This is a genomic window from Occallatibacter riparius (genome assembly GCF_025264625.1).
Lineage (GTDB): Bacteria > Acidobacteriota > Terriglobia > Terriglobales > Acidobacteriaceae > Telmatobacter > Telmatobacter riparius.
Genome location: NZ_CP093313.1, coordinates 5,195,615 through 5,217,668, shown reverse-complemented (window position 1 = coordinate 5,217,668; position 22,054 = coordinate 5,195,615). Strand labels below are relative to the sequence as shown.

Annotated in this window: 19 protein-coding genes; 4 read left to right on the top strand and 15 right to left on the bottom strand. The window is 60.3% G+C overall.

Annotated features, from left to right (window positions below; translation table 11 throughout):
* Positions 1-11 precede the first annotated feature (11 nt).
* The 6 genes from MOP44_RS21300 to cpaB form a co-directional block, all read right to left on the bottom strand.
* Positions 12-1,394, bottom strand: a complete 1,383-nt coding sequence (locus tag MOP44_RS21300; protein WP_260792417.1) for a glycosyltransferase family 87 protein — start codon at positions 1,392-1,394, stop codon at positions 12-14.
* Positions 1,391-2,719 (bottom strand): glycosyltransferase family 87 protein, encoded by a 1,329-nt coding sequence (locus MOP44_RS21295; protein ID WP_260792416.1) that lies wholly within the window; start codon positions 2,717-2,719, stop codon positions 1,391-1,393. Before MOP44_RS21295 ends, MOP44_RS21300 begins: the two co-directional genes overlap by 4 nt.
* Before the next feature lie 318 nt (positions 2,720-3,037).
* Positions 3,038-3,241 carry a Flp family type IVb pilin gene (locus MOP44_RS21290; protein ID WP_260792415.1) on the bottom strand — a complete coding sequence of 68 codons (204 nt, stop codon included), beginning with the start codon at positions 3,239-3,241 and terminating at the stop codon, positions 3,038-3,040.
* Positions 3,242-3,603: 362 nt separating this feature from the next.
* Positions 3,604-4,029 carry a DUF192 domain-containing protein gene (locus MOP44_RS21285; RefSeq protein WP_260792414.1) on the bottom strand — a complete coding sequence of 142 codons (426 nt, stop codon included), beginning with the start codon at positions 4,027-4,029 and terminating at the stop codon, positions 3,604-3,606.
* A gap of 11 nt (positions 4,030-4,040) precedes the next feature.
* Positions 4,041-5,627, bottom strand: coding sequence for a type II and III secretion system protein family protein (locus MOP44_RS21280; protein ID WP_260792413.1), 1,587 nt, complete (start codon positions 5,625-5,627; stop codon positions 4,041-4,043).
* Positions 5,624-6,478, bottom strand: coding sequence for a Flp pilus assembly protein CpaB (gene cpaB, locus MOP44_RS21275; protein ID WP_260792412.1), 855 nt, complete (start codon positions 6,476-6,478; stop codon positions 5,624-5,626). Before cpaB ends, MOP44_RS21280 begins: the two co-directional genes overlap by 4 nt.
* A 282-nt stretch (positions 6,479-6,760) precedes the next feature.
* On the opposite strand from cpaB, the gene MOP44_RS21270 reads away from it, so the two are divergent.
* A complete protein-coding gene (locus tag MOP44_RS21270; protein WP_260792411.1) occupies positions 6,761-8,185 on the top strand; it encodes a hypothetical protein in 1,425 nt (474 codons plus the stop codon).
* A gap of 42 nt (positions 8,186-8,227) precedes the next feature.
* Here the strand turns inward: MOP44_RS21270 and MOP44_RS21265 are convergent, their stop codons facing one another.
* The 7 genes from MOP44_RS21265 to MOP44_RS21235 all read right to left on the bottom strand — a co-directional run bounded on the left by MOP44_RS21265 (position 8,228) and on the right by MOP44_RS21235 (position 14,562).
* Entirely contained in the window at positions 8,228-9,067 is an 840-nt protein-coding gene (locus MOP44_RS21265) for a DUF192 domain-containing protein (RefSeq protein ID WP_260792410.1), read from the bottom strand.
* Positions 9,068-9,371: 304 nt separating this feature from the next.
* Positions 9,372-10,283 (bottom strand): type II secretion system F family protein, encoded by a 912-nt coding sequence (locus MOP44_RS21260; RefSeq protein WP_260792409.1) that lies wholly within the window; start codon positions 10,281-10,283, stop codon positions 9,372-9,374.
* A gap of 10 nt (positions 10,284-10,293) precedes the next feature.
* Complete coding sequence (locus MOP44_RS21255) at positions 10,294-11,265, bottom strand: type II secretion system F family protein (RefSeq protein ID WP_260792408.1); 972 nt, start codon at positions 11,263-11,265, stop codon at positions 10,294-10,296.
* A gap of 16 nt (positions 11,266-11,281) precedes the next feature.
* Complete coding sequence (locus MOP44_RS21250) at positions 11,282-12,574, bottom strand: CpaF family protein (protein WP_260792407.1); 1,293 nt, start codon at positions 12,572-12,574, stop codon at positions 11,282-11,284.
* Between the two features lie 13 nt (positions 12,575-12,587).
* Positions 12,588-13,811 carry a nucleotide-binding protein gene (locus tag MOP44_RS21245; RefSeq protein ID WP_260792406.1) on the bottom strand — a complete coding sequence of 408 codons (1,224 nt, stop codon included), beginning with the start codon at positions 13,809-13,811 and terminating at the stop codon, positions 12,588-12,590.
* A gap of 59 nt (positions 13,812-13,870) precedes the next feature.
* Positions 13,871-14,392 (bottom strand): A24 family peptidase, encoded by a 522-nt coding sequence (locus tag MOP44_RS21240; RefSeq protein ID WP_260792405.1) that lies wholly within the window; start codon positions 14,390-14,392, stop codon positions 13,871-13,873.
* 8 nt (positions 14,393-14,400) lie between these two features.
* Entirely contained in the window at positions 14,401-14,562 is a 162-nt protein-coding gene (locus MOP44_RS21235) for a hypothetical protein (RefSeq protein WP_260792404.1), read from the bottom strand.
* 334 nt (positions 14,563-14,896) lie between these two features.
* Here MOP44_RS21235 and MOP44_RS21230 point away from each other — a divergent pair, with 334 nt between their 5' ends.
* Entirely contained in the window at positions 14,897-16,273 is a 1,377-nt protein-coding gene (locus MOP44_RS21230) for a sigma-54 interaction domain-containing protein (RefSeq protein ID WP_260792403.1), read from the top strand.
* Positions 16,274-16,424: 151 nt separating this feature from the next.
* Positions 16,425-16,940, top strand: a complete 516-nt coding sequence (locus tag MOP44_RS21225) for a PepSY domain-containing protein (RefSeq protein WP_260792402.1) — start codon at positions 16,425-16,427, stop codon at positions 16,938-16,940.
* A gap of 7 nt (positions 16,941-16,947) precedes the next feature.
* On the opposite strand, the gene MOP44_RS21220 is transcribed toward MOP44_RS21225, so the two are convergent.
* The gene (locus tag MOP44_RS21220) at positions 16,948-18,003 is read right to left on the bottom strand and encodes a dihydrodipicolinate synthase family protein (RefSeq protein ID WP_260792401.1); all 1,056 of its coding nucleotides are present in this window, start codon (positions 18,001-18,003) and stop codon (positions 16,948-16,950) included.
* Between the two features lie 177 nt (positions 18,004-18,180).
* On the opposite strand from MOP44_RS21220, the gene MOP44_RS21215 reads away from it, so the two are divergent.
* Positions 18,181-18,660, top strand: coding sequence for a hypothetical protein (locus MOP44_RS21215; RefSeq protein WP_260792400.1), 480 nt, complete (start codon positions 18,181-18,183; stop codon positions 18,658-18,660).
* Positions 18,661-18,755: 95 nt separating this feature from the next.
* Here MOP44_RS21215 and carB read toward each other — a convergent pair whose 3' ends face one another.
* Positions 18,756-22,046 carry a carbamoyl-phosphate synthase large subunit gene (gene carB / locus MOP44_RS21210; protein WP_260792399.1) on the bottom strand — a complete coding sequence of 1,097 codons (3,291 nt, stop codon included), beginning with the start codon at positions 22,044-22,046 and terminating at the stop codon, positions 18,756-18,758.
* Between the last annotated feature and the right edge of the window lie 8 nt (positions 22,047-22,054).

Here is a 22,054-nt window from a genome sequence, read left to right as displayed (position 1 = left end):
AAGCGGTTTGATTACGCGGAGAGTGCGGCCATATCCAGCTCTGGCTCTGTCTCAGCAGACGCAGATGCCTTCGCCCTGTCCATCACTTCGTATTTGGCGTAGGCCCAAAGGTAGAAGCTGCCCACAAGAAGTAGTGCGAGCGTGGGGGTGCGGCCGAGGAGCACTGAGAACAACTGCCCATGGAACTGGTCGAGTGGAAGATTGAGGCTCTTCCTGAGCATGACCATGCTGGCGACGGGAATATCGGAGACGAAGATGATTCCTACAGTAGTTATGGCGGTCGCGAGTTTGCGCAGCGGGCTCTTCTGTGCCCAGAGCAGTGCGCAGGCAGGAAGAGTTAGGAGTAGGATCTTGGTGTCGTATTGACGGTGGTAAATGGGCAGAAGGCTCAGGGCCGCCATGGAGGCAATGGCCAGCAACGCTCCCTCACGTGAGGGGCGCGAGCGAACGGTGACGATGCACCAGATCAGGATGAGCGCTCCTCCGATGAGGAGTGCGACAGGATTATAGATGTGCGGATCGTCCCAGAAGTAGCTGATGACCGATTGCAGGCTGACGATCATGCCGACGGCTTGATTGCCGATCGACGTGGGGCCGGGATCATTCAAGTCGCCGCGCATGGAGGTCGCGGCAATGTTGGCGCGCCACTCTTCGATCCAATGCGGCGAGGCCTGCGAGACCCACAAAAGGCTCAGGGTGGCGACTACTGTTGCCGCTCCCGCCACTTGCCAGGCGCGCTTGCGATACGTGCCGCCGGCAAGCAGGAAAAAGAGCCAGATCAGGCCGATTTCCTGCGGCTTGAGAGCGAGGCCGAGCGTGAAGCAGACGATGCCCAGGATCTCGTGCCGCTGCTTGAGGAAGCACCAGACCGCGATAGCACCGAGGCTCATGGCCATGCCTGATCCATTGCCGAGCAACAGCAGGTTTTCGCAATTCGCGAGGAGGAGGCAGCTCAGGAAAAGGATGAAGCCGGGCGCGCGGGTTTCCGCAAGATCCCACATGAGCCAGGCAGCAATGATCAGGCTCGCCGGCAGTAGGGCCATCCAGATGAAATGCGCGGGCACCCAACTGAGCAAGGCCAGGGGCAGCACGACCAACAACGTTGTGGGCAGATTCACGCAAACGGGAACAGCGCGCGAGAAGCTGCGCAAGCGGTCCGGCTCAGTGGGGAAATTGCCGCCTTCCTGGCGGTAGACCTGAAGGAACTGATCCGGCTTGTATGGATCGTGATGATTGATGGCTGTCCGCGCGCCATAGTAGATGGCCCGGAAATCGCCCAGGGCGCCGCCGTGCCTCGAGGTGTCGATCGCCAAGGCCCACGCAATGGACAGCGAGGCTGAGAGGATCAAACAGATCAGGGCGTTCCGGCGCGAGATTGGGTTGAATGTCGTCATGATGCCAAACTCACCATCTCTAGTTCGGGGTCTGTCCTCTCCAAGGCTTTGGCTCTTGCGAGCCGTGCGTGCTGGATATATGCACCCAGAGAGAAACCGCTGACCAGGAGCAAACCAAACACGGGGCTTCGAGTCATAAAGGCTGCAGCGAATTTGCCTGCCAGGTGGTCCTGCGAGAGGTGGAGTCCTTTGCTCGTTACGATGAGCGCTGCACTCGAGATATCGCATGTGAGGACTATGCCGATTGCACAGAACGCGGCGGCCGCTTTGCGCGCTGTAACCCCACTGGCCCAAAGTGCGGCGCACGCTGGGATGCAGAGCAGAAGCAGCTTGGTGTCGTACTGCCGGTGATAGACAGGCAGCAGGCTCAACGGGGCCAGAGAAGCAAGCGCGAGCCATCTTCCCTCTTCATTGAGGTGCGAACGGAATGTGATGATGCACCAGACGAGAAGGAGGCCGCCGGCCAGAAGGAGTGCCGCGGGATTGTAGAAGTGCGGATCATCGCGGAAGAAGCTGAGGAGAGACTGCAGGCTGACGATCATTCCCGCGCCGCCATTGCCGAACGAAGTGGGGCCGGGGTCGTTCAGCTCCCCGCGACCGGAGGTGGCCGCAACGTTCATGCGCCATTCCTGGAACCAATGGGGCGAAACTTGCGCCACCCAGACGGTGCCGATCGCAAACAGAACGAGAGCCAATGCCGAAACCTGCCAGGCACGACGCCGGAATGCGCCGCGTGCGAGCAGGAGGAAAAGACAGATTGGCGCTACCTCGGTGGGCTTGAGGGCGAGTCCGAGGGCGAAGCAAACGATGCCTAACCACTTGTAGCGCTGCTTGAAGAAGCACCATACGCCGACGATGCAGAGGCTGACGGCAACGCCGGAGCTATTGCCGATCTGCATGAGGTTTTGGCAATTTGCCAGAATGACGCACGCCAGGGTGAGGGCGAACGCGGGTGCTCGGTTTCCAGCGAGATCCAGGATGAGCCATGCAGCGATGGCGAGGCCGGCGGTGAGAAGAGACATCCAGATGATTAGCGCAGGCGCCCAGCCGAGCGCTGCGAAGGGCGAAACGACCAGAAGAGTCGAGGGCAGATTGACGCAGATGGGGACAGCCCCCATGAATCCGCGCATGCGCGCCGGCTCGGCGGGAACGGTGCCGCCTTCCTGGCGGTAAACCTGGAGGAACTCCTGCACGCTATATGGATCGTGATGATTGATGGCTGTGCGGGCGCCGTAGTAGACAGCCCTGAAGTCTACGACGTTTCCACCATGCCTGCCGTGGTTGAGCCAGTATCCCCATGCCGCGGAAAAGAGGACGGCGAGCACAAGGCAGAGAGCTGTTTTTCGGCGCGAAAGTGTCTTTGAGAACGTCACGTCAAAAAATGCCCCGGATGCGGTGTGTGGATTGATCACGTGCGGCGACGGCGTGGTGAGTTATCTCTGGCGGAGCGATGCGAAACGGCGCGGCCAAAACTCGCTCGATGAAGGGCCTCAAGTTGGTGGGGGAGGAAGGCCCGGCCGGCAACCGCTTCGCATGTTCCGGAGTTGCGTGGGGGGAGCGACAAAGCGCCGCCTGGGGGTAACGCGCTGTCGTCCCCCCCACGGACATTGGGGACCTGGGCCTTATTGAGGCCCTGGAACGGATTACATATCGGTGTTGAGGGTGTTGCCGATGCCCGAGAAGGCATTGTTGATGTCGCTGGCAAGAACTCGCATACCGGCGGTGGCGGCCAGAGCGATCAAGGCGACAACGAGCGCGTACTCAACCAGGTCCTGACCTTCTTCCTGCATGAGCGAGCTCTTCAGGTTCTGCATCTTGATGTACAGCTTGAGCATGGTGTCCTTCATTTTTTCTCCCCGTGGGTTTTAGGAATTCCGGCGGAAGCCGGGGTTGCACATAGGGTTGCAATCGGTATGCCAACTTGGGATCAAGAGCGAAATCAATAAGTTACGATCCGATGGGTCCTATATCGAGGCCGGAGATGTTCCCGGGTGTATACACGTGTTTGCGGCGAGTGTCGACGCGTACACAACACTTTAGTGCTATCCCCTTCCCAATCAGTCACTTCGTTCCAATTTGGGAACCTGAATCGGAGCTACCCAGAGTTAGGAGAAGTTAACGACCTGGCAGAGATGACAGGCAGCGGACTGGCGAGCCGAGCTTTAGATATCTGGGAAATTCGGATCTGCGACTTATGAGAGCGGCACGCTCAGGAATCGAGGGAGTCGAATTCGAGGATATCGCCGCGCTGTGTCTGGCTGGCGGCGATGGCGCCGGTGGGCAGCTCGATGACGGAGTGGGAGCGGAAAGCTCCAGAAATGCGGCCGGGACGCACGTCGCCGCGAACCTTTACGACGCGTCGCTTGCGATCGAGATAGATCAAGTCGAGAGAGAACTTCATGGCGAAGGTGTGGACGGCCTCGCAGGGGACGATCCACAGGCCTTCGCCTGGTTCAAGGCCGGTGCGGCCGAGAAGGCCTTTGTTGCGGCGGGCAGCCGTATCGGCTACCTCGATGCCCGCGCCAATCTCTGTTTGACGGGTGATATTGCGAATGCGCAGGAACCGGGCGGGGCCAGGTTCCTGCGCGGGAAAGACGCGCCTCCACAGGGAGGGTTTAGGTTGCGGGTCAGCCAATCAATACTTCCCTATTGTTGCGGCGGGGCCATCTGCGGAGTAGATCCCGCTCCGGAGCCGCCTCCCATCTCACCACCGCCAGATCCGTTGATGCCACCCGGATCCGAGATCGTCGGTGTGCCCTTCATGCTCTGAATGAGCTGTTCTACAGGCATAGACACCGGTACCTGCGCAGAGGGCGCCGCCGTTGCGATGCCCGTGCCGGTGCCGTCAGGATGATGCATCGGCGAATTGGAGTTCGGTTCCAGATAGGGCAGGGGGAACTTTGGATTCGGAATAGTGCCCTCGGACGCGGGCTGCACGATTTCAGGCGTGACAATCACGATGAGCTCAGAGTTCGTCTTCGTCTTGCTTATGGACTGGAAGAACTTGCCGAGGATGGGAATGTTGGAGATGAATGGGATCTTCAGCAGCGTTTCCTGCGTGCGGTTGTCGAGCAGGCCGCCGATGGCAAAGCTCTGTCCCTTGGCAAGTTCGACGCTCGTCTGAACGCGGCGCTGCGCGATTGCCGGAACCGTGAAGCCAGACAGTGTTACGGCGTTTGCGAAGTCGAGCGAGCTGACCTCCGAGATCACCTGCAGATCGATGGTCCCCTGCGCGGTGATGTGCGGCAGGAAGATAAGACGAACGCCGTACTCTTTGAAGGTGATGGAGATCGCGGAGCCACCACCGGTGCCAGAGCTCTGCGCGACCGGGTATGGATACTGGCCGCCTGCCAGAATCGAACCCTGCTTGCCATCTTCCGCGAGAACGTTCGGCTCGGAGAGCACCTGGACGATGCCCTTATCTTCGAGAGCCTTGATGGTGGCGCCGAGATCAAGCCCCGGGAAAAAGGCGAACAGATTGAGATCGTTGCCTATGGTGGCGGTGGATGTGCCGCCGCTGCCGCCGCTGCCGCTATTGTTGAAACTTACGCCCGGCGGCGAAAATTGACCGGTTGTGATCGCACCGATCACATTGCCCAGGCCCGTGGAGAAGATGTTAATGCCGAGTTCTTTCGTTTTGGAGCGATCGACCGCGGCGAAGTTGCACTTGAGCAGGATCTGCGGCCGCGAGGTAGGGATCTGCACGTTGAGCAGGTTGACTACCTTGCCGCCGGTCGCGGCGATTTTTTCGGCGCGGTCGGAGCTGACCAGATTGTCAACGGTGCCGCGAAGGAAAACCGAATTGCCTTCCTGCGTGACCTTGATGTTCTGATTTGGCAACTCACTGCGAAGCTCGCGGCGCACACCCTCCAGTTTGTCCACCGAAGCGGCGGTGCTGGGACGCACCACAACATTGAAGAACTCGCGATTGCCGCCGCTCTCCCAGAGGATGAGTGTGGTTTCGCCGGGCGCTTTGCCGTTGACCATGATCTCGGTCGGCGTGATGACAGAGGCTTCAGCGAAGTCGCCGAGCCCGACAGCCACGCGTTGAACCGGTTGCGCCGTATCGAGAAGCACTGAGCGGCCGACCACCAGTGCCAGATCGTTGGTCGCGTCCTGGCGCGAGGTCGCGCCCTGGGATCCGGACTTCGGAGTCGCGCCGAATACCGATGCGGAGAAGGCAACTAAGAGCAATCCGACGAGCTTGCCGGATAAATGGGTCTGCGTTTTCATTCGCTAGCCTCAGGCGCCGAGAATTTCTTTTCACTCCTCTGGCCGCCGTTAATCACTTCTACGGAAACGCTGCGCACTACTGGCTTACTCACCCTGGCGCCAACGTGAACCGCACTCTTTGGTTTAGCAATTTGATCGCCATCCGCGAAGATGTTGCCCAACGCCGTCGTCTGTACCGGGGCTGTCTGGGTATCGAGCGGGTTGCGCAGCACGAGTTGGATCTGGGCATGCGAGGCGGCCAGGCTCAGCACTTCAGCCTGATCGGGCGTAACCAGCAGGTTCACCACGCGCACCTGGACAGGCTTGCCCTCGGCGTCCTTCTGGATGTCGGTGCCGGCCGAGAGGACCTCGATGTTCTGGAGCAGGGTCTTCACCTTCGTACCCGACTTGGGATCGGGGTTACCCGGAGGGTCGCCGGAAGCGAGAACATCCACGCGCATGCCAGGGGTAACGAATCCCGCCACGCCGACGACTTCGTCGACCCTGACGGCACAGGCGCGCATGCCCTGCTTGATACTCGCCGCCAGACCGCCGCCGGATCCCTTTGGCGCCAAGCGGTTGTCGAGAATCGGCTCACCCTGGTAGAGATTGCTCATGACCCCGCGGCCAATAGCATCCTCAGGCTTGAGCAGTGCGCCCTTGGGAACGGCACCGGCGATGTCGACTGAAGTCAGGTTCGCAGCGGTCAGTATCGTGCCCAGCTTGATGTCAGCGTTGGCGGCGACAATGCGGGTCGTCTGCGATGCGTGGCTGGCGGCAACTTTGTGCCCGACCATGCGGTAGACGATCAACGAGCAGCCGCCCGCGAGCACGAAAGCAAGAAGCAAAACAGTCAAGAGTTTACGGTTCATATTTCACAGCTCCGTCAGGGAAGCGTAACGGTGGTTACGATCCGCTTCCATGTCACTATCTGGGTACCTCTGGTACGCGAAAGAGTTACTCTGCACCAACGTCCGTGGCAGAGTCATCGCAGGGGAAATTGAGCGAGATGCCGATATACTGGTCACATTCCCGCTCAACCAGTTGATCGAGCTTCCGCCTGATTTAAATGAACGGACCTTCCTCAGACGGTTTTTAGCTTCGCAGGAAAGACCGGTTGTGATGCGGATGCAAGCGTTTTGAGGACTCTGGGATTGGCGAACACGGATAACGAGTTGACGGGTCTCTTCCAGGTGCCGCAGCCGCGGCGTTACGGATTTCCCGCCTTCGCGATCTCCACCGCAGTGCATGGATTCGGCATTGCGGCGGTGATGTGGGCTCTTCTCCACACGCCGGCCATCGTCAGAGACCCGCTGAGCAAGAACTACAAGGTCCGCAATCTGCGGATTCAGGTCCCCGAGACGGCCGAATCGCTCGCCGCCGACGCTCTCTATCCGAACAAGAACAACCCCGCGAAGCCTGCGGCAAAGCACGACGTCTCGGCCAAGGGTACCCAACAGACGGCAGAGGCTGCCCCCCGTCCGCGCGGCGTCCCCGCGCTGCGGCTTCCCGATGGCGGCCGAGGTAAGCAGATCCTGGTCCAACCAGAGGAACGCAACCAGTTGGCAAAGGTGGAAATTGCTCTGCCGAGTGTCCTGGTGTGGACGCCCGCTGCGAAGCCCGCAGACACCGTCGTGCCCCCGGCCCCGCAGCCGCTCGCGACCGTTGAGGTACATGCTTCCCTGAATGCTCCAAACCAGGAGCAGCAGTTGGCGGACCTGCCCGAAGTTGCTGCCGATCGCAAACCGTTGATGGAAACGGCTCCCGCCGGCAACACTTCTCCCATCGCCACGCAAGGACCGAGCGAGGCGAAAACGCCGCCCGCAACTGCAGCGGCTCCCAGCGGTAATCCGGCGCCGGCCGCGATTCTCTCCGCAAGTGACATCCGCATGAACAACGGCACGGTCGCTCTGCCTCCGGTGAACGAGACCCGGGGCGATCAGAGCAAGGCTGGGGCAGCTGCTGGCCAGCAGGGCGTGCAGAACGCAATCGGTGATCCAGGGCATGCAGAGAGCGCCAGCAGTAGCACCAAGGACTCCAGTTCGAGTGCCAAGGGAACGAGAGCGAGCGCCGCAATCAGTGAGGCGGACCAGGCCGCGGCCGCCGAAAGCGCAGAGCACATCGAATTGCCCAAAGACGGGCGATTCAATGTGGTCGTGGTGGGCTCTTCCCTTTCCGACCAGTACCCCGAAACTCTGCAGGTGTGGAGCGATCGCGTTGCTTACACGGCTTATCTGCACGTGGGAACGCCGAAAGCGTGGATTCTGCAGTATGCCCAGTTGCGCGAAGCGGACGCGTCGGCGGGTGGAACGGTGGCGCATCTCGAAGCGCCGTGGCCCTATGACATTCTCCGTCCCAACATGCTCGCGAAGGATCTGAACGCCGATGCCCTCATGGTGCACGGCGTCCTGAATGAGGCAGGCAAGCTTGTGAATCTGGCGATCGCCTATCCCGCGGGATACGTTCACGGCAGCTATGTGCTGCATGAGCTGCAGCAATGGCAATTTCGTCCCGCACAACAGCGCGGCAAACCAACCGCAGTTGAAGTCCTGCTCATCATTCCCGAAGAGAACGACTGAGGGGTCAGAGGCGATGCGGCGTGCTGGCATGATCGTCTCCGCTCAGCACACGTAGGGCGACGTCTGATCGCTTGATTCCGCGGGGGCTCCTGCGAATTCGAGACTGACACCGTCCGTGCCCCAGCTCGTCACGCGCATACGTACGGTAACAGGGCTTAGGGCGTTTCTAGAGGCTGCGCCGGCAGGGTGCAGATTCATGTTGATTTCCGCGCCAATGGGCCAGCGATCGTGGGTGACCAGATAGAGGCCGGTCGCGCTTAGATTGCGGATCGCGTGCAACGAGAGCTCGTCGACTTCGGTGACGGGAACTGCAGGCGACAGTGCAACCTGCCGGTTACGCTGTGCCGGAACGGTGACTACGGGCATGGAGATCGAACTCGTAGCATCGACGACGGCAGCTCGAACGGCGGGCTCTTCCGGCTGACTCGTGAACGAGTGGATGGAAGGAGTTGCGGCCGGCGACTGCACGCTCGTGCTTCGCTTCGGCTCGAAAAGCTTGCGCAGCTTGCGTTCCATCTCAGTGGGAACGCAGATCAGCAACTGGTTTCCTGCCTTTGTCTGCGAAGACGAAATGGTGTGTATGGGCAGGGCGAGCAGGCTTACTGCATCCTGGTGCTGCGGGATGATTCGAAGAGCAGGATGCGATTCGACAATGTGCACCACGCGCTGCGCGGCGTCGAGGTAAAGCAGATCGCGCGTATTGAACATCGTGAGTGCGTTCTGGGGCTGGTAGGGCTTGAACCACGAACCTTCATCCGCACGACGGCGGCCGATGTGGAACCGTTGCTTGAGGCGCGCGAAGGGCCCGTCGCCCAGCGTCGCTCCGAGGCTGAGGAAGCATTCGTTGGTCTGGTTGTACACACAGTAGTCTTGCCGCTGCATTTCTCCTCCTCCTTTCTTGAGCTTTGGTCACGGGCGAACCCGGGGTCTTTGCTGCAACTGCGCGCGGCGCAGGAAATTGGAACAGGTGCGGCGTGCGGGATGATGCGAATCAAAGTGCCTGTGCGTCATCCCATCACGCGGTTTGGAGTCTGCCGCGGAGCGAGGTTTCTTCCTCGCCACGCCAGAGACTTACTTAACGCGAGAGCGGCGGCGCTGAATGAGCAGCCCCAGCACGACGACGAACAGAACGCCAGCGACGATGCGAATGATGGTCGGTGAATCCATGTGTCGTTCTCCTTTCTCCTTATTGATTGAAAAGGTTCTTGAACTGTTCCTGAATCACGATGATGGCCGGTCCAATGGTCACGATGAACATGCAGGGGAAGATGAACAGAACAAGCGGGAAGATCAGCTTGATCGTCGTCTTTGCAGCCTGCTCTTCAACCTGTTGAATGCGCTGCGTGCGCATCGTGTCAGAGTGTGTACGAAGAGTCTTTGCAATGCTCGTGCCAAACTGTTCGGCTTGCACCATGGTCGAAACCAGATTGCGGACCAGATCTACATCGGTACGGTCGGCCATGTGCCGCCAGCAATCGGAACGCGGGCGCCCGGCGCGTTGCTCGAGCACGATCAGGTCCAGTTCGTCGGAAATGATGGGGTGCGTGCTCGCAAGCTCGGTGGTTGTGCGCGTCGTCGCCTGGTCCATACCGAGACCCGCTTCAAGACAGATGACGAGCAGGTCAAGCACGTCGGGCAGGCTGCGGCTGATCTCTTCCTGGCGCTTCTTGATCTTGCGGCCCAGCCAGAAATCCGGAGCCAGATAGCCGAGACCGAGACCACCGGCGTAGAAGATGAACGGACTATCTTTCGCGAACTCCGTGAATGACAGGAGAACGCAGAAAATCAGCGGGGTGATGGCCTTGCTGGCGTAGAAGTACTTCATCGCCGACTCCTTGCGGAATCCGGCGCGCACAAGGCGCTGCTGAATGACCGAGATCTCCGACTGCGATTTCGGGACGACCTTCTCGACCTTCTCGAGAACGACACCTAGCGACTCTCCGGCCTTTTCGATGGTGCCCGCGATACCGCTCCGCTGCGGGCGATCAAAGACCACCGCGGCAATGCGCTGCACCATTGCTTCGCGATAGAACAGCAGGAAGCCAAGGCTGCCGATCAGCAGAAACACCGAAAGAAATACGATTATGGCAAAAGACATGGTTCCTCTCTTAAACCTTCAGCCGGACGATCTTCTGAATGATCGCGCTGCCGATGACCAGCGAAACGCCTGCCCCGATGAGAAGCTTGATGCCGATCGGACGATGCCACAGCATGCTCTCGTTGTCAGGGTTGATAACCCAGAGACCGAAGCCGAGGGCGACGGGAAGGATCGTCAGCACCAGGCCCGTCAGGCGCCCCTGCGCGGTGTGCACCTTCACCTGCTTCTTAAGGCGGAAGCGTTCGCGCACCATGTGTGCGGTCTTCTCCAGAACTTCTGCGAGATTGCCGCCGCTTTCGCGCTGGATAATGATCGCGGTGATCGCCATCTTGAGATCCTGAAGCGGCACGCGCTTGACGAGGTTCTCGAGCGCGGTACGCATATCCAGACCGAAGTTCTGCTCGTCAAACGCCAGGCGAAATTCGCCCGCTAGCGGATCCTGGCACTCTCGGGTGACCAGGCCAAGAGCCGCGCTGAGGCTATGTCCGGCGCGCAAAGCGCTGCAAATGAGATCCAGCGCTTCGGGCAACTGTCCTTCAAATTTGCCAAAGCGCTGCACGCGCTTGAACCAGACGAACGCGAGCGGGAGCAAGCCGGTGGCTACGCCCACGCCAAGAGCTATAAGGAGAATGCCGGTCTTGAAGTTGACGATGTATGCGGGTACAGCAAACGCCACTGCGCACATCAGGACCAGTGCCCCGGGAGTCCATTTGAGGTCGGCCTGACGCAGCAGCATTGCTATGCGCGGGATCAGATCGAGCTGCTGCAGGAAGCGGTCGAGGAGCGGAATGTTGCTGCTGTTGTCGGCTTTGCGGAAGCTCAGCGGATCGTGCTTCTCGTCTCCGGAAGCCTTTCCGAGAGCATTATCCAGAACCTCAGCGACCTTCTCCTTTTTGCCGGCATTGTGAGCTCCGCTGGACCAGACCAGGATGGGAGCTGCGACAGCAAACACAGCAACAAAAATCAGTATGACCATCAACATTCGCTGTCTCCTTTCCTTAGTTCACTTCCAGGGATTTGTCGAATGTGTCGGAAGGCAGCAGAATGCCGGCGGTGCGAAGGCGCTCAATGAACCGCGGACGAATGCGCGATGGCTTGAAGGTGCCGAGCACCTTTCCATCCATTCCAATGCCGCGCTTCTCAAAGCTGAAGATCTCCTGCATCGTGATCACGTTCTCTTCCATCCCCGTGATCTCTGAAATGCTGGTGATCTTACGGGTGCCGTCGCTCATGCGGGTCACCTGCACGACGATGTCGATAGCTGAAGCGATCTGGGAGCGAACCGTCTTTTCAGTAAGCGTCAGGCCGCCCATGGCTACCATCGATTCGAGACGCATCAGGGCATCACGCGGGGTGTTGGCGTGAATGGTGGCCATCGACCCTTCGTGGCCGGTGTTCATGGCCTGGAGCATGTCGAACGCTTCTTCGCCGCGGACCTCGCCCAGGATGATGCGGTCGGGGCGCATACGCAGGCAGTTAATGAGCAGCTGCCGCTGGCGGATGGCTCCCTGCCCTTCCACGTTCGGCGGACGCGTTTCGAGCCGCACCAGATTCGGCAAAGCAATCTGCAGTTCGGCCGCGTCTTCGATGGTAATCACGCGCTCGCCGTGCGGGATGTTGCGCGACAGAATGTTGAGCAGCGTCGTCTTTCCGGCGCCGGTGCCTCCCGAGATGAGGATGGTCAACCGCGCACGCGCGGCTCCTTCCAGCACCATCATCATCTCGGCCGTGAGGCTCTTCAGTTCCACCAGACGGTTCGCGTTCACCGGGCCGCCACCCTGGCGGCGAATCGACATCGAAGGACCATCGAGGGCCAGAGGCGGAATGATCGCGTTGACGCGCGAGCCGTCAGGCAAGCGGGCGTCCACCATAGGCGAAGACTCGTCAACGCGACGGCCTACCCGGGAGACGATACGATCGATGATCTGTAGCAGGTGCGCGTCATCCCGGAAGCGCGCGGCGGCCTTGGTCATCTTGCCTTTGCGCTCGATGAAGATGACATCGCGGCTGTTGATCAGGATGTCGGAGACATCGGGATCACGAAGCAGGGTCTCAAGGGGGCCCAGGCCGAAGATCTCGTCCAGAAGATCCGACTGGATCCTCGACTGCTCTTCGAAGCTGAGCGGCACGCCCTGGCTGCGGATGATTTCATCGATCAGACCCGCGACTACCTTGCGGGCCTGCTGGGTGTCGACGCGCGAGAGCTTCTCCAGATCCAGCTTGGAGATCAGCAGCCGATGTATATCGGTTTTGTATTTCTCTAGGTCGAGGACATCAACTGGGGAACTCATGGATGCATACACCTCACAGCATGTTCACTAATTGCTTTTTTCTGTCGGGCTTTCCGGGCAGGTCGAAAGCAGCCCGGGCCATCTGGCGGATCACACGCGAGATTCCCGACTCACGTGTGACTATCGGGATCGCATTGTTTTGCATCGCGCTAACTGCGACGTAATCGTTGGGGATCTTCCACTTCGGCTTGCGTGTCAAAACCTTTTCGATGTGCTCTTCATTGATATCGAGAGACGAAGAGTCATACCGGTTAAGAACGATTTCGAACTTTGGGGCCTTTGATCCAAAGAAATCCGAAACCAGGCGGTTCGAATTGCGTAGTTCCGGAACGTTCACCTGGCATACCAGGTAAGTGGCGGCGATCGGATCGAAGAGTACCGTGCCGGTCAGGTCGAAGCGGGAACCCGAATCAACCACGACGCAGTCGAATTCCCGCCGCGCCACTTCGATGAGCCTGTCAACTGCTTCCGCCGTGTAGTGCACGGGCACTAGCTTGCCCGGCGCAGGCAGAATGCTGATGCCGGTCTCATGCTGCAGGGTGAGACGGCTCAGATAGTTCGCATCGAGGCGATGGTAGTTCTGCAGCGCATCCACGGTGGAATACAGGGGGGCCAGGCCCAGATTCACCACCGCGTCTCCCAACGGAATGTCGAGATCAATCAGCAGAACACTCTTGTCTGCCTCCTGGGCCGCGGCGATGGCGAAGTTCGTCGCGATGGTCGTTACACCTGAGCCACCCTTGGCGCCCCAAAAGACGCAAAGAATCCCAGTCGCCCTTTTCTCCGATTGGTGGTTTTCGCGGCGGGCTGAAGCACGCTCCAGAGCCTCCGTCATGCTCGACGACGGGATGGGCAGATCGAGGTACTCGCGCGCTCCAGCCCGCATGCAGCGAACCATCATGTCCTGATGCATGCCACTGGAGTAGACCATCACCGTGGCCTGGCAGGCCGCGCACACCTGCTCTACAACATTGAGCGCCGTTTCAGGATTGCCATCCAGATCCACGAGCACCACATCGGGGTGAAACTCGATGAGGCGGCCGATCTGGGGTTTTCTGGGATATTGCGACACCTGGTGTGGCTCTGAGCACAGCGGACCCTTGAGGGCGAAGACCACATCGCTGCGCCGACGATCGTCGGGACCAATGACTACAACAGACAGAAGACTTTCCCCGGCGGGCCCTTCGGTGCGCTCGCGTGCCGATTCGAAGATTTGATTCCCAGCGTTTTGCGACATCTTTCCTATGCGGGCCGGTAAGACCCGTCCTCTCCGCGAGCAACCCTGTCGTGCGAGCCCTAATGGGCGAAGAACGAAATCAAGGTTCCAATGGCGATCGCCGGAGCATACGGCATCTTTCGCGCCATCGGATTGGTCAATTTAAGATCGGGAGGAGTGATGGTCCCCCGCTTCTTCCAGCCCAGTAACAGGTCCCCCGACCCCTTCAACAAATCACCGGCAAATCCGCCGACAATCGCCCAGCCCAGCGCCATCACGCCGCCGGCCAAGCCGGTAATCACCAGCGCCAGCATGATCTGCCCGGGGCCGATCCAGGCTCCGATGCCGGCAAAAAGCTTCACATCCCCCATCCCCATGCCGCCCATGACAGCCAGAACGCCGAAGATCACCGCGCCGAGGGCGAATCCTTCCAGGCTCTGGACGACCCCATGCCAACCGTGAAACCAGGCCTGCACGCCAAATCCTGCGGCCATAAACGGGAACACCAGCCAGTTGGGAATACGCCGGCTGCGCAGATCTGTGAATGTGGCGATCGCCAGCGCGATTACCGTGGGCCACCAGGCGATCGAATGCATGCTCATTCAAATACCTACCGAATCCCCATGCAGACTACCGACAGCAGTCCCACTGCAATCGGCGACAGCACAAGCCAGTAAAGAAGGTTCCGAGTGTAGGAATTCTGGACGACCGGGATAGTCGCGGACGCGCCGGCCAGAATGCTGAGCGTTGGCCAAAGAAGGAAGTGCTGCATACCAATCTCTCCTTCAGGGATATCGAGTGCCCTACTAGCTGCAATTGCGATTCCAAAGCATCCGTGGGCCGTAAACCTTTTAGTACGATACGCTTGGCTGCCACCGTCCTCTCCAGGTGTCACCCGCTGTATACAAGTGAGAACAGCCGGGTAACGCCCAAACGACACAGGTTACTTTTTGGCCAGAACCATGATTCGAACGTGGGTGTACCTAAATGGATAATTCGTTGTATTTGCGGAAGGTAGATCTGCCGATAGGGTAATTACGACTTCCAAATCAGTACTTGAGGTGCTTCCAGTGATACGGGTTGGGCTGTTTTCACAAGACACCGCTTTGCAGTTGCTCTTGGCGTCCGCGACGGGTAAGGAATTTCAGTTCTTTCTTGGCCAGGACGAAGAGGAGATCCGGGAATTGCTCGAGGATCGTCCCTGCGACGTTGTGATTCTCGACATGAACTCGCACCAGGATGGCGTTCAGGACCGCATTGAGTGCGGCAAACGCCTGATGGCCGAAGGAATCACGCTTGTCATCCTGGCGGACGACAGCATGCGCGCCACGGCCAGCGACCTGGTTCGCCAGGGGGCCTATGGCTACCTGCGCCGTCCCCCGTCGATCCGCGAACTACGGGTGATGCTGCGCCGCGCCTATGAGAGCTCGCTCATCAAGCAGACGCCGGACGAGACTGAGCCCGCCGTGGCCGCGGCAGATAGCGAAGATGCGATGGTCGGCTCCAGTGACTCCATGCGGCAGGTTCACCACCTGGTCGGCTGCGTGGCCAATATCGATGCGTCGGTGCTGATCGTCGGCGAAAGCGGTACCGGTAAGGAACTCGTTGCCCGGGCGATTCATAACCGCGGATCTCGCGCTCGCAAGCCGTTCGTTGCTGTGTCTTGCGGAGCGATCCCCGAGACCCTCATTGAAGCCGAGCTGTTCGGGCACGAGAAAGGTGCCTTCACCGGAACGGTTGGCGCTCGCGAAGGTTTCTTTGAGCAAGCCGGCGACGGTACGCTCTTCCTCGACGAAATCGGGGAGCTCTCTCCTTATACGCAGGTCAAGCTGCTACGCGTGCTTCAGCAGCGCGAGTTCAGCCGTCTGGGCAGCAACAAGCTGATCCCGCTGCGCGCCCGTCTGGTCTTCGCTACGCACCGCGACCTCTCCCGCCTGGTTGCCGAAGGCAAATTCCGCCAGGACCTCTACTATCGCATCAACGTGATGAAGATCGAGACACCCTCGCTCGATGAACACTCCGAGGACATTCCGCAGATCGCCATGCATTTCCTGCACCGCTACTCGCAGAGATTCGGCAAGCATGTTGCCGGCATCGACAGCGGCGCCATGGCAGTCCTGCAGAACTACAACTGGCCCGGCAACGTGCGCGAATTGGAGAACGTAATCCAGCAGGCGGTCATCATGGCAGACAGCCGGCAGATTCGCACTGATCAGTTGCCTGCGCACCTGCGTGAAGAGGCTTCGTCGATGATGAGCGATGACTCGCTCCCCAGCGGCTCCTTCGAGCGGCAGTTACGCGACTACAAGATTCGCCTGGCAGAGAATGCCATCCGCGAAAACAACGGCAACAAGACAATGGCCGCCAGAAGCCTGAGCATCTCGCGCGCTTACCTGCACAGGCTGATCCGGTCCAACGAGCCGGAAGCGGCATTCCTCGCACCAGAAGCTCTTGAGGCGATGTCAGCCTCGAGATATAACTAGAACGCCGTACGGGCCATCCTCCCCCATTACATGACGGGCCATGTCATCCTCCCCCAGGGATCAACGTCATATAAGCTAAGCAACGTATAGTCGCTACAAAGCGGTCGATTCGTCCGCGTTCCCCGGATATCACAAGGAGACGATCCCTCGCATGCGCCCGCATGTTCTGACGCAATGGCTTCGGCTTGCCCACCTGTACCTCGGCCTTTTCACAGCGCCCGCAATCCTGTTCTTTGCGTTGACTGGCGCACTGCAAACGCTATCTTTGAACGACCGCTCCCCCGACGGCAACTACACACCGCCGCACTGGATCTCGGTTCTGGCGCAACTGCACAAGAAGCAATCGGTCCAGCTTCCGCAGCGGAGACCCTCCCCGCCCGAAGGCTCAGCAGCACCAAAGCCCCAGAAGACTGCGCTCGATGCGGGGAGGCCTGATGGACCACCGGCAGCACCGCAAGGTCAGCAGGCACCGCCGAAGCAGCCAGCGTTCCAGCCGCCGCGCAAGCCACTCGGCATGCAGATATTCTTCCTGCTGGTTTGCGTGAGCCTGTTCGTGTCCACCTTCTCAGGCGCGTGGATGGCGTGGAAATACCGCCGCAGCCGCATTGCTATCGGCGTAACGTTCCTCGCAGGAATCGTCATTCCACTGCTGCTGATCAAGTGGTAGTTCTGGCCTAATTCCGGATCTCCGCCAGCAGCCGCTCGACTTCAGCCTTCTCATCCGCTGTCAGCGGCAGCAGCGGCGAACGCGCGCGGCCGCCGTAGTAGCCGTTGAAATCACAGCCGTACTTGATGCCTGGAATGCCCAGCGCACCCGCGATCCGCTGACTAGGCCCCGCGATTCGTTTCTGCTTCTCTGCCGCGAGCGGTTTGTCGTGATCCTTCCAGGCGAGATAGATCTCCTGGCAGGCCTGCGGCGCGCAGGCGGCAAACCCAAGCACCGATCCATTTGCGCCCGCTTCAAGCGACTCAAGCAGCGAACTCGGCGAGCCGGTCAGCACCTGGAATCCGACTTCCTTGGTGCGCGTCTTGATCTGCGGGGCGGGCGGCGCAACAGCTACGGCGACACCTCCACCCAGTTCCGTTGCCGGCACGAATCCGCCGGCCGCCTCAGTCTTCGGCTTCATCATGCGTCCGGTTACGGCCTCGAACACTGTCGTTACGGGAACCGTCCGCTTGGGCGCGTTCTTCGTGGCTTCCACCAGCGCCTTGATGCGGTCCACGCTGCCTGTCGAATCCTTCGTTCCGATGATGTTCGGATGATGCGCCAGCTCCGCGATCACCTCTACTGGAAACGGGTACGGCACGAACTTGGGAATGTGGTACAGGATCACGGGAAGCGGCGAGCGATCGGCTACGCTGCGGTAGTAATGGAGCACGGCCGCAGTGGTCATCAGCGGCGCGTAGTAGGTGGGCGTCCGCACCAGCACGGCGTCGTATTCCGCCTCAGCGGCAGCCTCGGCCAGTTCTACCGTGGCCCGTACGCTTTCGCGGCCCACGCCGGCGATCAGAACCTTCTCCGGTGCAGTTGCTTCGGCCGCCACGCGGAGCACCTCGCGCGACTCAGCATCGGTCAGTTCGACCGCCTCGCCTGTCGACCCCAGCACCACCATGCCTGAAAGCAGGCTGCGCGAGTAGCGCGCCATGTTGTGCTCGATCTTGCGGAAATAAACGCGCTCGTCGGAGTAGAACGGCGTAGGGGCCGCGGCGAAAATTCCTTCCAGTAGCATAGGCATATTTTACCTTCCGCCGCTTTTGGCCGCAGAGTGCGGAAAGCGTACTGTGCGGGATCGGCAACCCTTACACAATGTGTGCATTGTGGTTTCGGCCCTCACCGTGTAGCGTAATAGGCAAATCCCCAGGACCGTGGCCGATCTACCCAGGCACAAGAATTGAGGAGTTGCTGCATGGATACAAAGTTAGTGATGAGCGATGAAGATGAAGCCAGCGATAAGCTCTCACGGCAGGCGCTCTCGTTCTTTCTGCATCTGGTAGTCGCGCTGGGCACCTGGGTCGGCCTGATGCTGGTTGGCTACGCTGTTCAGCCATCGGTGCCGCAGGCCTTCATCTTGTTACTCTCGCTGGTTGTCCCCGCGGGGGTCGGCTTCCTCTTTCTGCGCGCGAAGCCGGAACCGATGGCAGGGCACGTCTGGCTCGCTGGCGTCATCTGGATGATGATCGTATCCCTTTGGATCCTCGACATGCCCACCGGCCCCAACGCCTGCAACGACTGCAACGCAAGCGAGAAGCTCACCCGCGCCCTCTTCAGCTTTCCGCGCCCCAGCGGTCTCATCGACGACAACGGCCCGTTCCTCTGCACCTGGCCCGCAGCTGCGCTGATCGGTTACTCCATTGGCGCGCGTCTGGCCATGCGCCGCAAAGACTAAGCCGCAGGCTGCCGCTTCGATCGCGGCTCGCGCTGAAGCACAAATGGCCGCAACCCTCCTTCGGGCTGCGGCCGTTTGTTTGCTACGATGCCCAGTTACGCGCGCGCCTCATGCAGCTTCTGTAACGCGAACGCCGTGATCTGCCGACGCTGCATTGCAGCGATTCCCTCCGCAGCCGCCTGTGCCGCGGCGATCGTCGTAATCGTCGGAACCCGCGCCAGCACTGCTGCCCGCCGGATCGCCTTCTCATCGAAGAACGTGTCCTGCCCGCGCGGCGTGTTGATCACGAGCTGAATGCGCTCTCCCTTGATTAGGTCAACCACATTGGGACGGCCTTCCTTCACCTTGAACACCGTGTCGATCGCGAAGCCCAGTCCTGCCTGCAAAACACGCGCCGTGCCCTCCGTGGCGATCAGCTTGAACCCAAGCTCCACATAGCGCCGCGCAAGTTCCACCACCGCTGACTTGTCGTGGTCATTCACGCTGAAGAACACGGTGCCTTCCAGCGGCAGCAGCTGCCCGGCCGAAAGCTGAGCCTTCGCGAAGGCCTCGCCGAACGTCTCCGCCACTCCCATCACTTCACCGGTCGACTTCATCTCCGGCCCAAGCACCGTGTCGACGCCCGCAAACTTGTTCCACGGGAACACTGGCGACTTGACGTAGAAGTGATCGCCCACGTCCAGGTCCTTGCCGCTCGCCAATTGCTCAGGCAACAGCTCGGCCAGCGTGCGCCCGGTCATGAGCCGCGCCGCCACCTTCGCCAGCGGCACCCCTGTAGCCTTCGATACGTATGGCACAGTGCGCGAAGCCCGCGGGTTCACTTCGATGACATACACGTGATCCTGGTCGTTTGCATCGCGCTGGATGGCGAACTGGATGTTTACCAGGCCGATCACCTTGAGCGACAGAGCGAGCTTGCGCGTGTATTCCCGGATGGTGTTGAGAGTCTCTTCGCGAATGCTCACGGCCGGCAGCACGCAGCTCGAGTCGCCGGAGTGGATGCCCGCTTCCTCAATGTGCTGCATGATGCCCGCGATGATCACGTCTTTCGAATCGCAGAGTGCGTCAACATCGACCTCGACAGCGTTCTCCAGGAAGTGATCGACGAGTACCGGCCGCTCCTGCGAGTACTCAACCGCCGCGCGCATGTACGTCGCCACAGCAGCCGCGTCGTAGGCGATCACCATCGCGCGTCCGCCAAGCACGTAGCTGGGCCGCACCAGCACCGGGTAGCCGATACGGTCGCCCACGGCAAGAGCTTCTTCCACGCTGGTCGCCGTGCCGCCCGCTGGCTGCGGAATCTTCAGGTCTTCGAGCAGCTTGCCGAAACGCTTGCGGTCTTCCGCAAGATCGATCGACTCAGGCGACGTTCCGATGATCGGCACTCCGGCCGCGCGCAAACGCTGCGCCAGGTTCAGCGGCGTCTGCCCACCGTACTGCACAATGACGCCGATCTTCGCGCCACTGCTCGCCTCGTGGTTGTAGATAGCGAGCACGTCTTCCAGCACCAGCGGCTCGAAGTAGAGGCGGTCGCTGGTGTCGTAGTCCGTCGAAACCGTCTCAGGATTGCAGTTCACCATGATGGTCTCGTAACCGTCTTCCTTGAGCGCGAACGCCGCGTGGCAACAGCAGTAATCGAACTCAATTCCCTGCCCGATACGGTTCGGCCCCGAGCCGAGAATGATGATCTTGTCCTTGTCGGTCGGCGGCGCTTCGTCCTCTTCGTCATACGTCGAGTAGAGATACGGCGTCATCGATTCGAATTCGGCCGCGCACGTGTCCACGAGCTTGAAGACCGGCCGAATGTTTTTCGACTCGCGCAGCTCGCGCACACGCTTTGTTCCCTCGTGGCCTTCCAGCATCCACTCGGTGGCGATGCGCTCGTCGCTCAGGCCCATGCGCTTCAGCTTGCGAAGCTGCGTCTCATCGATGGCCTCCGGCGAGGTCTTTGCAATCTTCTGCTGCTCAAGGGTAATCTCGCGAATCTGGTGCAGGAACCACGGATCCATCCCCGTCAGCCGCGCAACTTCGCGCACGCTCATGCCGCGCTCGAATGCGAACCGGATGTAAGCCAGCCGCTCCGGCTTCGGGGTTACCAACATCTGCGTCAACCGCCGCGGCTCCAGCACAACTTCCTGGCCAGTCTTCTTGCCCGTCTCAAGCGCGCGCCAGGCCTTCATCAGCGATTCCTTGAACGTGCGGCCGATCGCCATCACTTCGCCCACCGACTTCATTTGCGGGCCCAGCGTGTCATCCGCGCCGGGAAACTTCTCGAACTGCCACTTGGGGATCTTCGTGACCACGTAATCAATCGTCGGCTCGAAGCAGGCAGGTGTCTTGCGTGTGATGTCGTTGGGAATCTCGTCGAGCGTATAGCCCACCGCGAGCTTTGCAGCGATCTTCGCAATCGGGAAGCCCGTGGCCTTCGACGCCAGCGCGGACGACCGCGACACGCGCGGATTCATCTCGATGACGGTCATGCGGCCATCGGCGGGATTCACCGCAAACTGCACGTTCGATCCGCCCGTCTCCACGCCGATCTCGCGCATCACGGCAATCGCAGCGTCGCGCATCTTCTGGTACTCGCGATCGGTCAGCGTCTGCGCCGGAGCAACGGTGATCGAATCGCCGGTGTGCACGCCCATCGGATCGAAGTTCTCAATCGAGCAGATGATGATGACGTTGTCTGCGAGATCGCGCATCACCTCGAGCTCGTACTCCTTCCAGCCCAGCACGCTCTCCTCGATGAGGCACTCGTGCACCGGCGAGAGGTCCAGCCCGCGCGCCAGAATCTCCATCAACTCTTCGCGGTTGTAAGCGATACCGCCGCCCGAGCCACCGAGCGTGAAGCTGGGCCGAATCAGCACCGGGAAACCAAGCTTACCGGCGAAGTCGAGCCCGTCGCGGAGATTGTTCACCAGCGCTGATTTCGACACATCGAGCCCGATGCGCAGCATCGCATCCTTGAAGAGCAGGCGGTCTTCGGCTTTTTTGATGGCCTCAAGCTTGGCGCCAATCAGCTCGACGTTGTACTTGTCGAGGATGCCTGCGTCAGAGAGATCGACGGCAAGGTTCAGCGCCGTCTGTCCGCCCACTGTCGGCAACAGCGCGAACTTGCCCGCGCCTGCGCCAAGCATGGCGGCTTCCTTGCGGATGATCTCCTCGACGTAGCCCACCGTCAGCGGCTCGATGTACGTGCGGTCGGCGAGTTCGGGGTCGGTCATGATGGTGGCGGGGTTGGAGTTCACCAGCACCACCTCATAGCCCTCGGCTTTGAGCGCCTTGCAGGCCTGCGTGCCCGAGTAGTCGAACTCGGCCGACTGGCCGATCACGATCGGACCGGAGCCGATCACGAGAATCTTCTGAATGTCATTTCTGCGTGGCATTGTTTCCC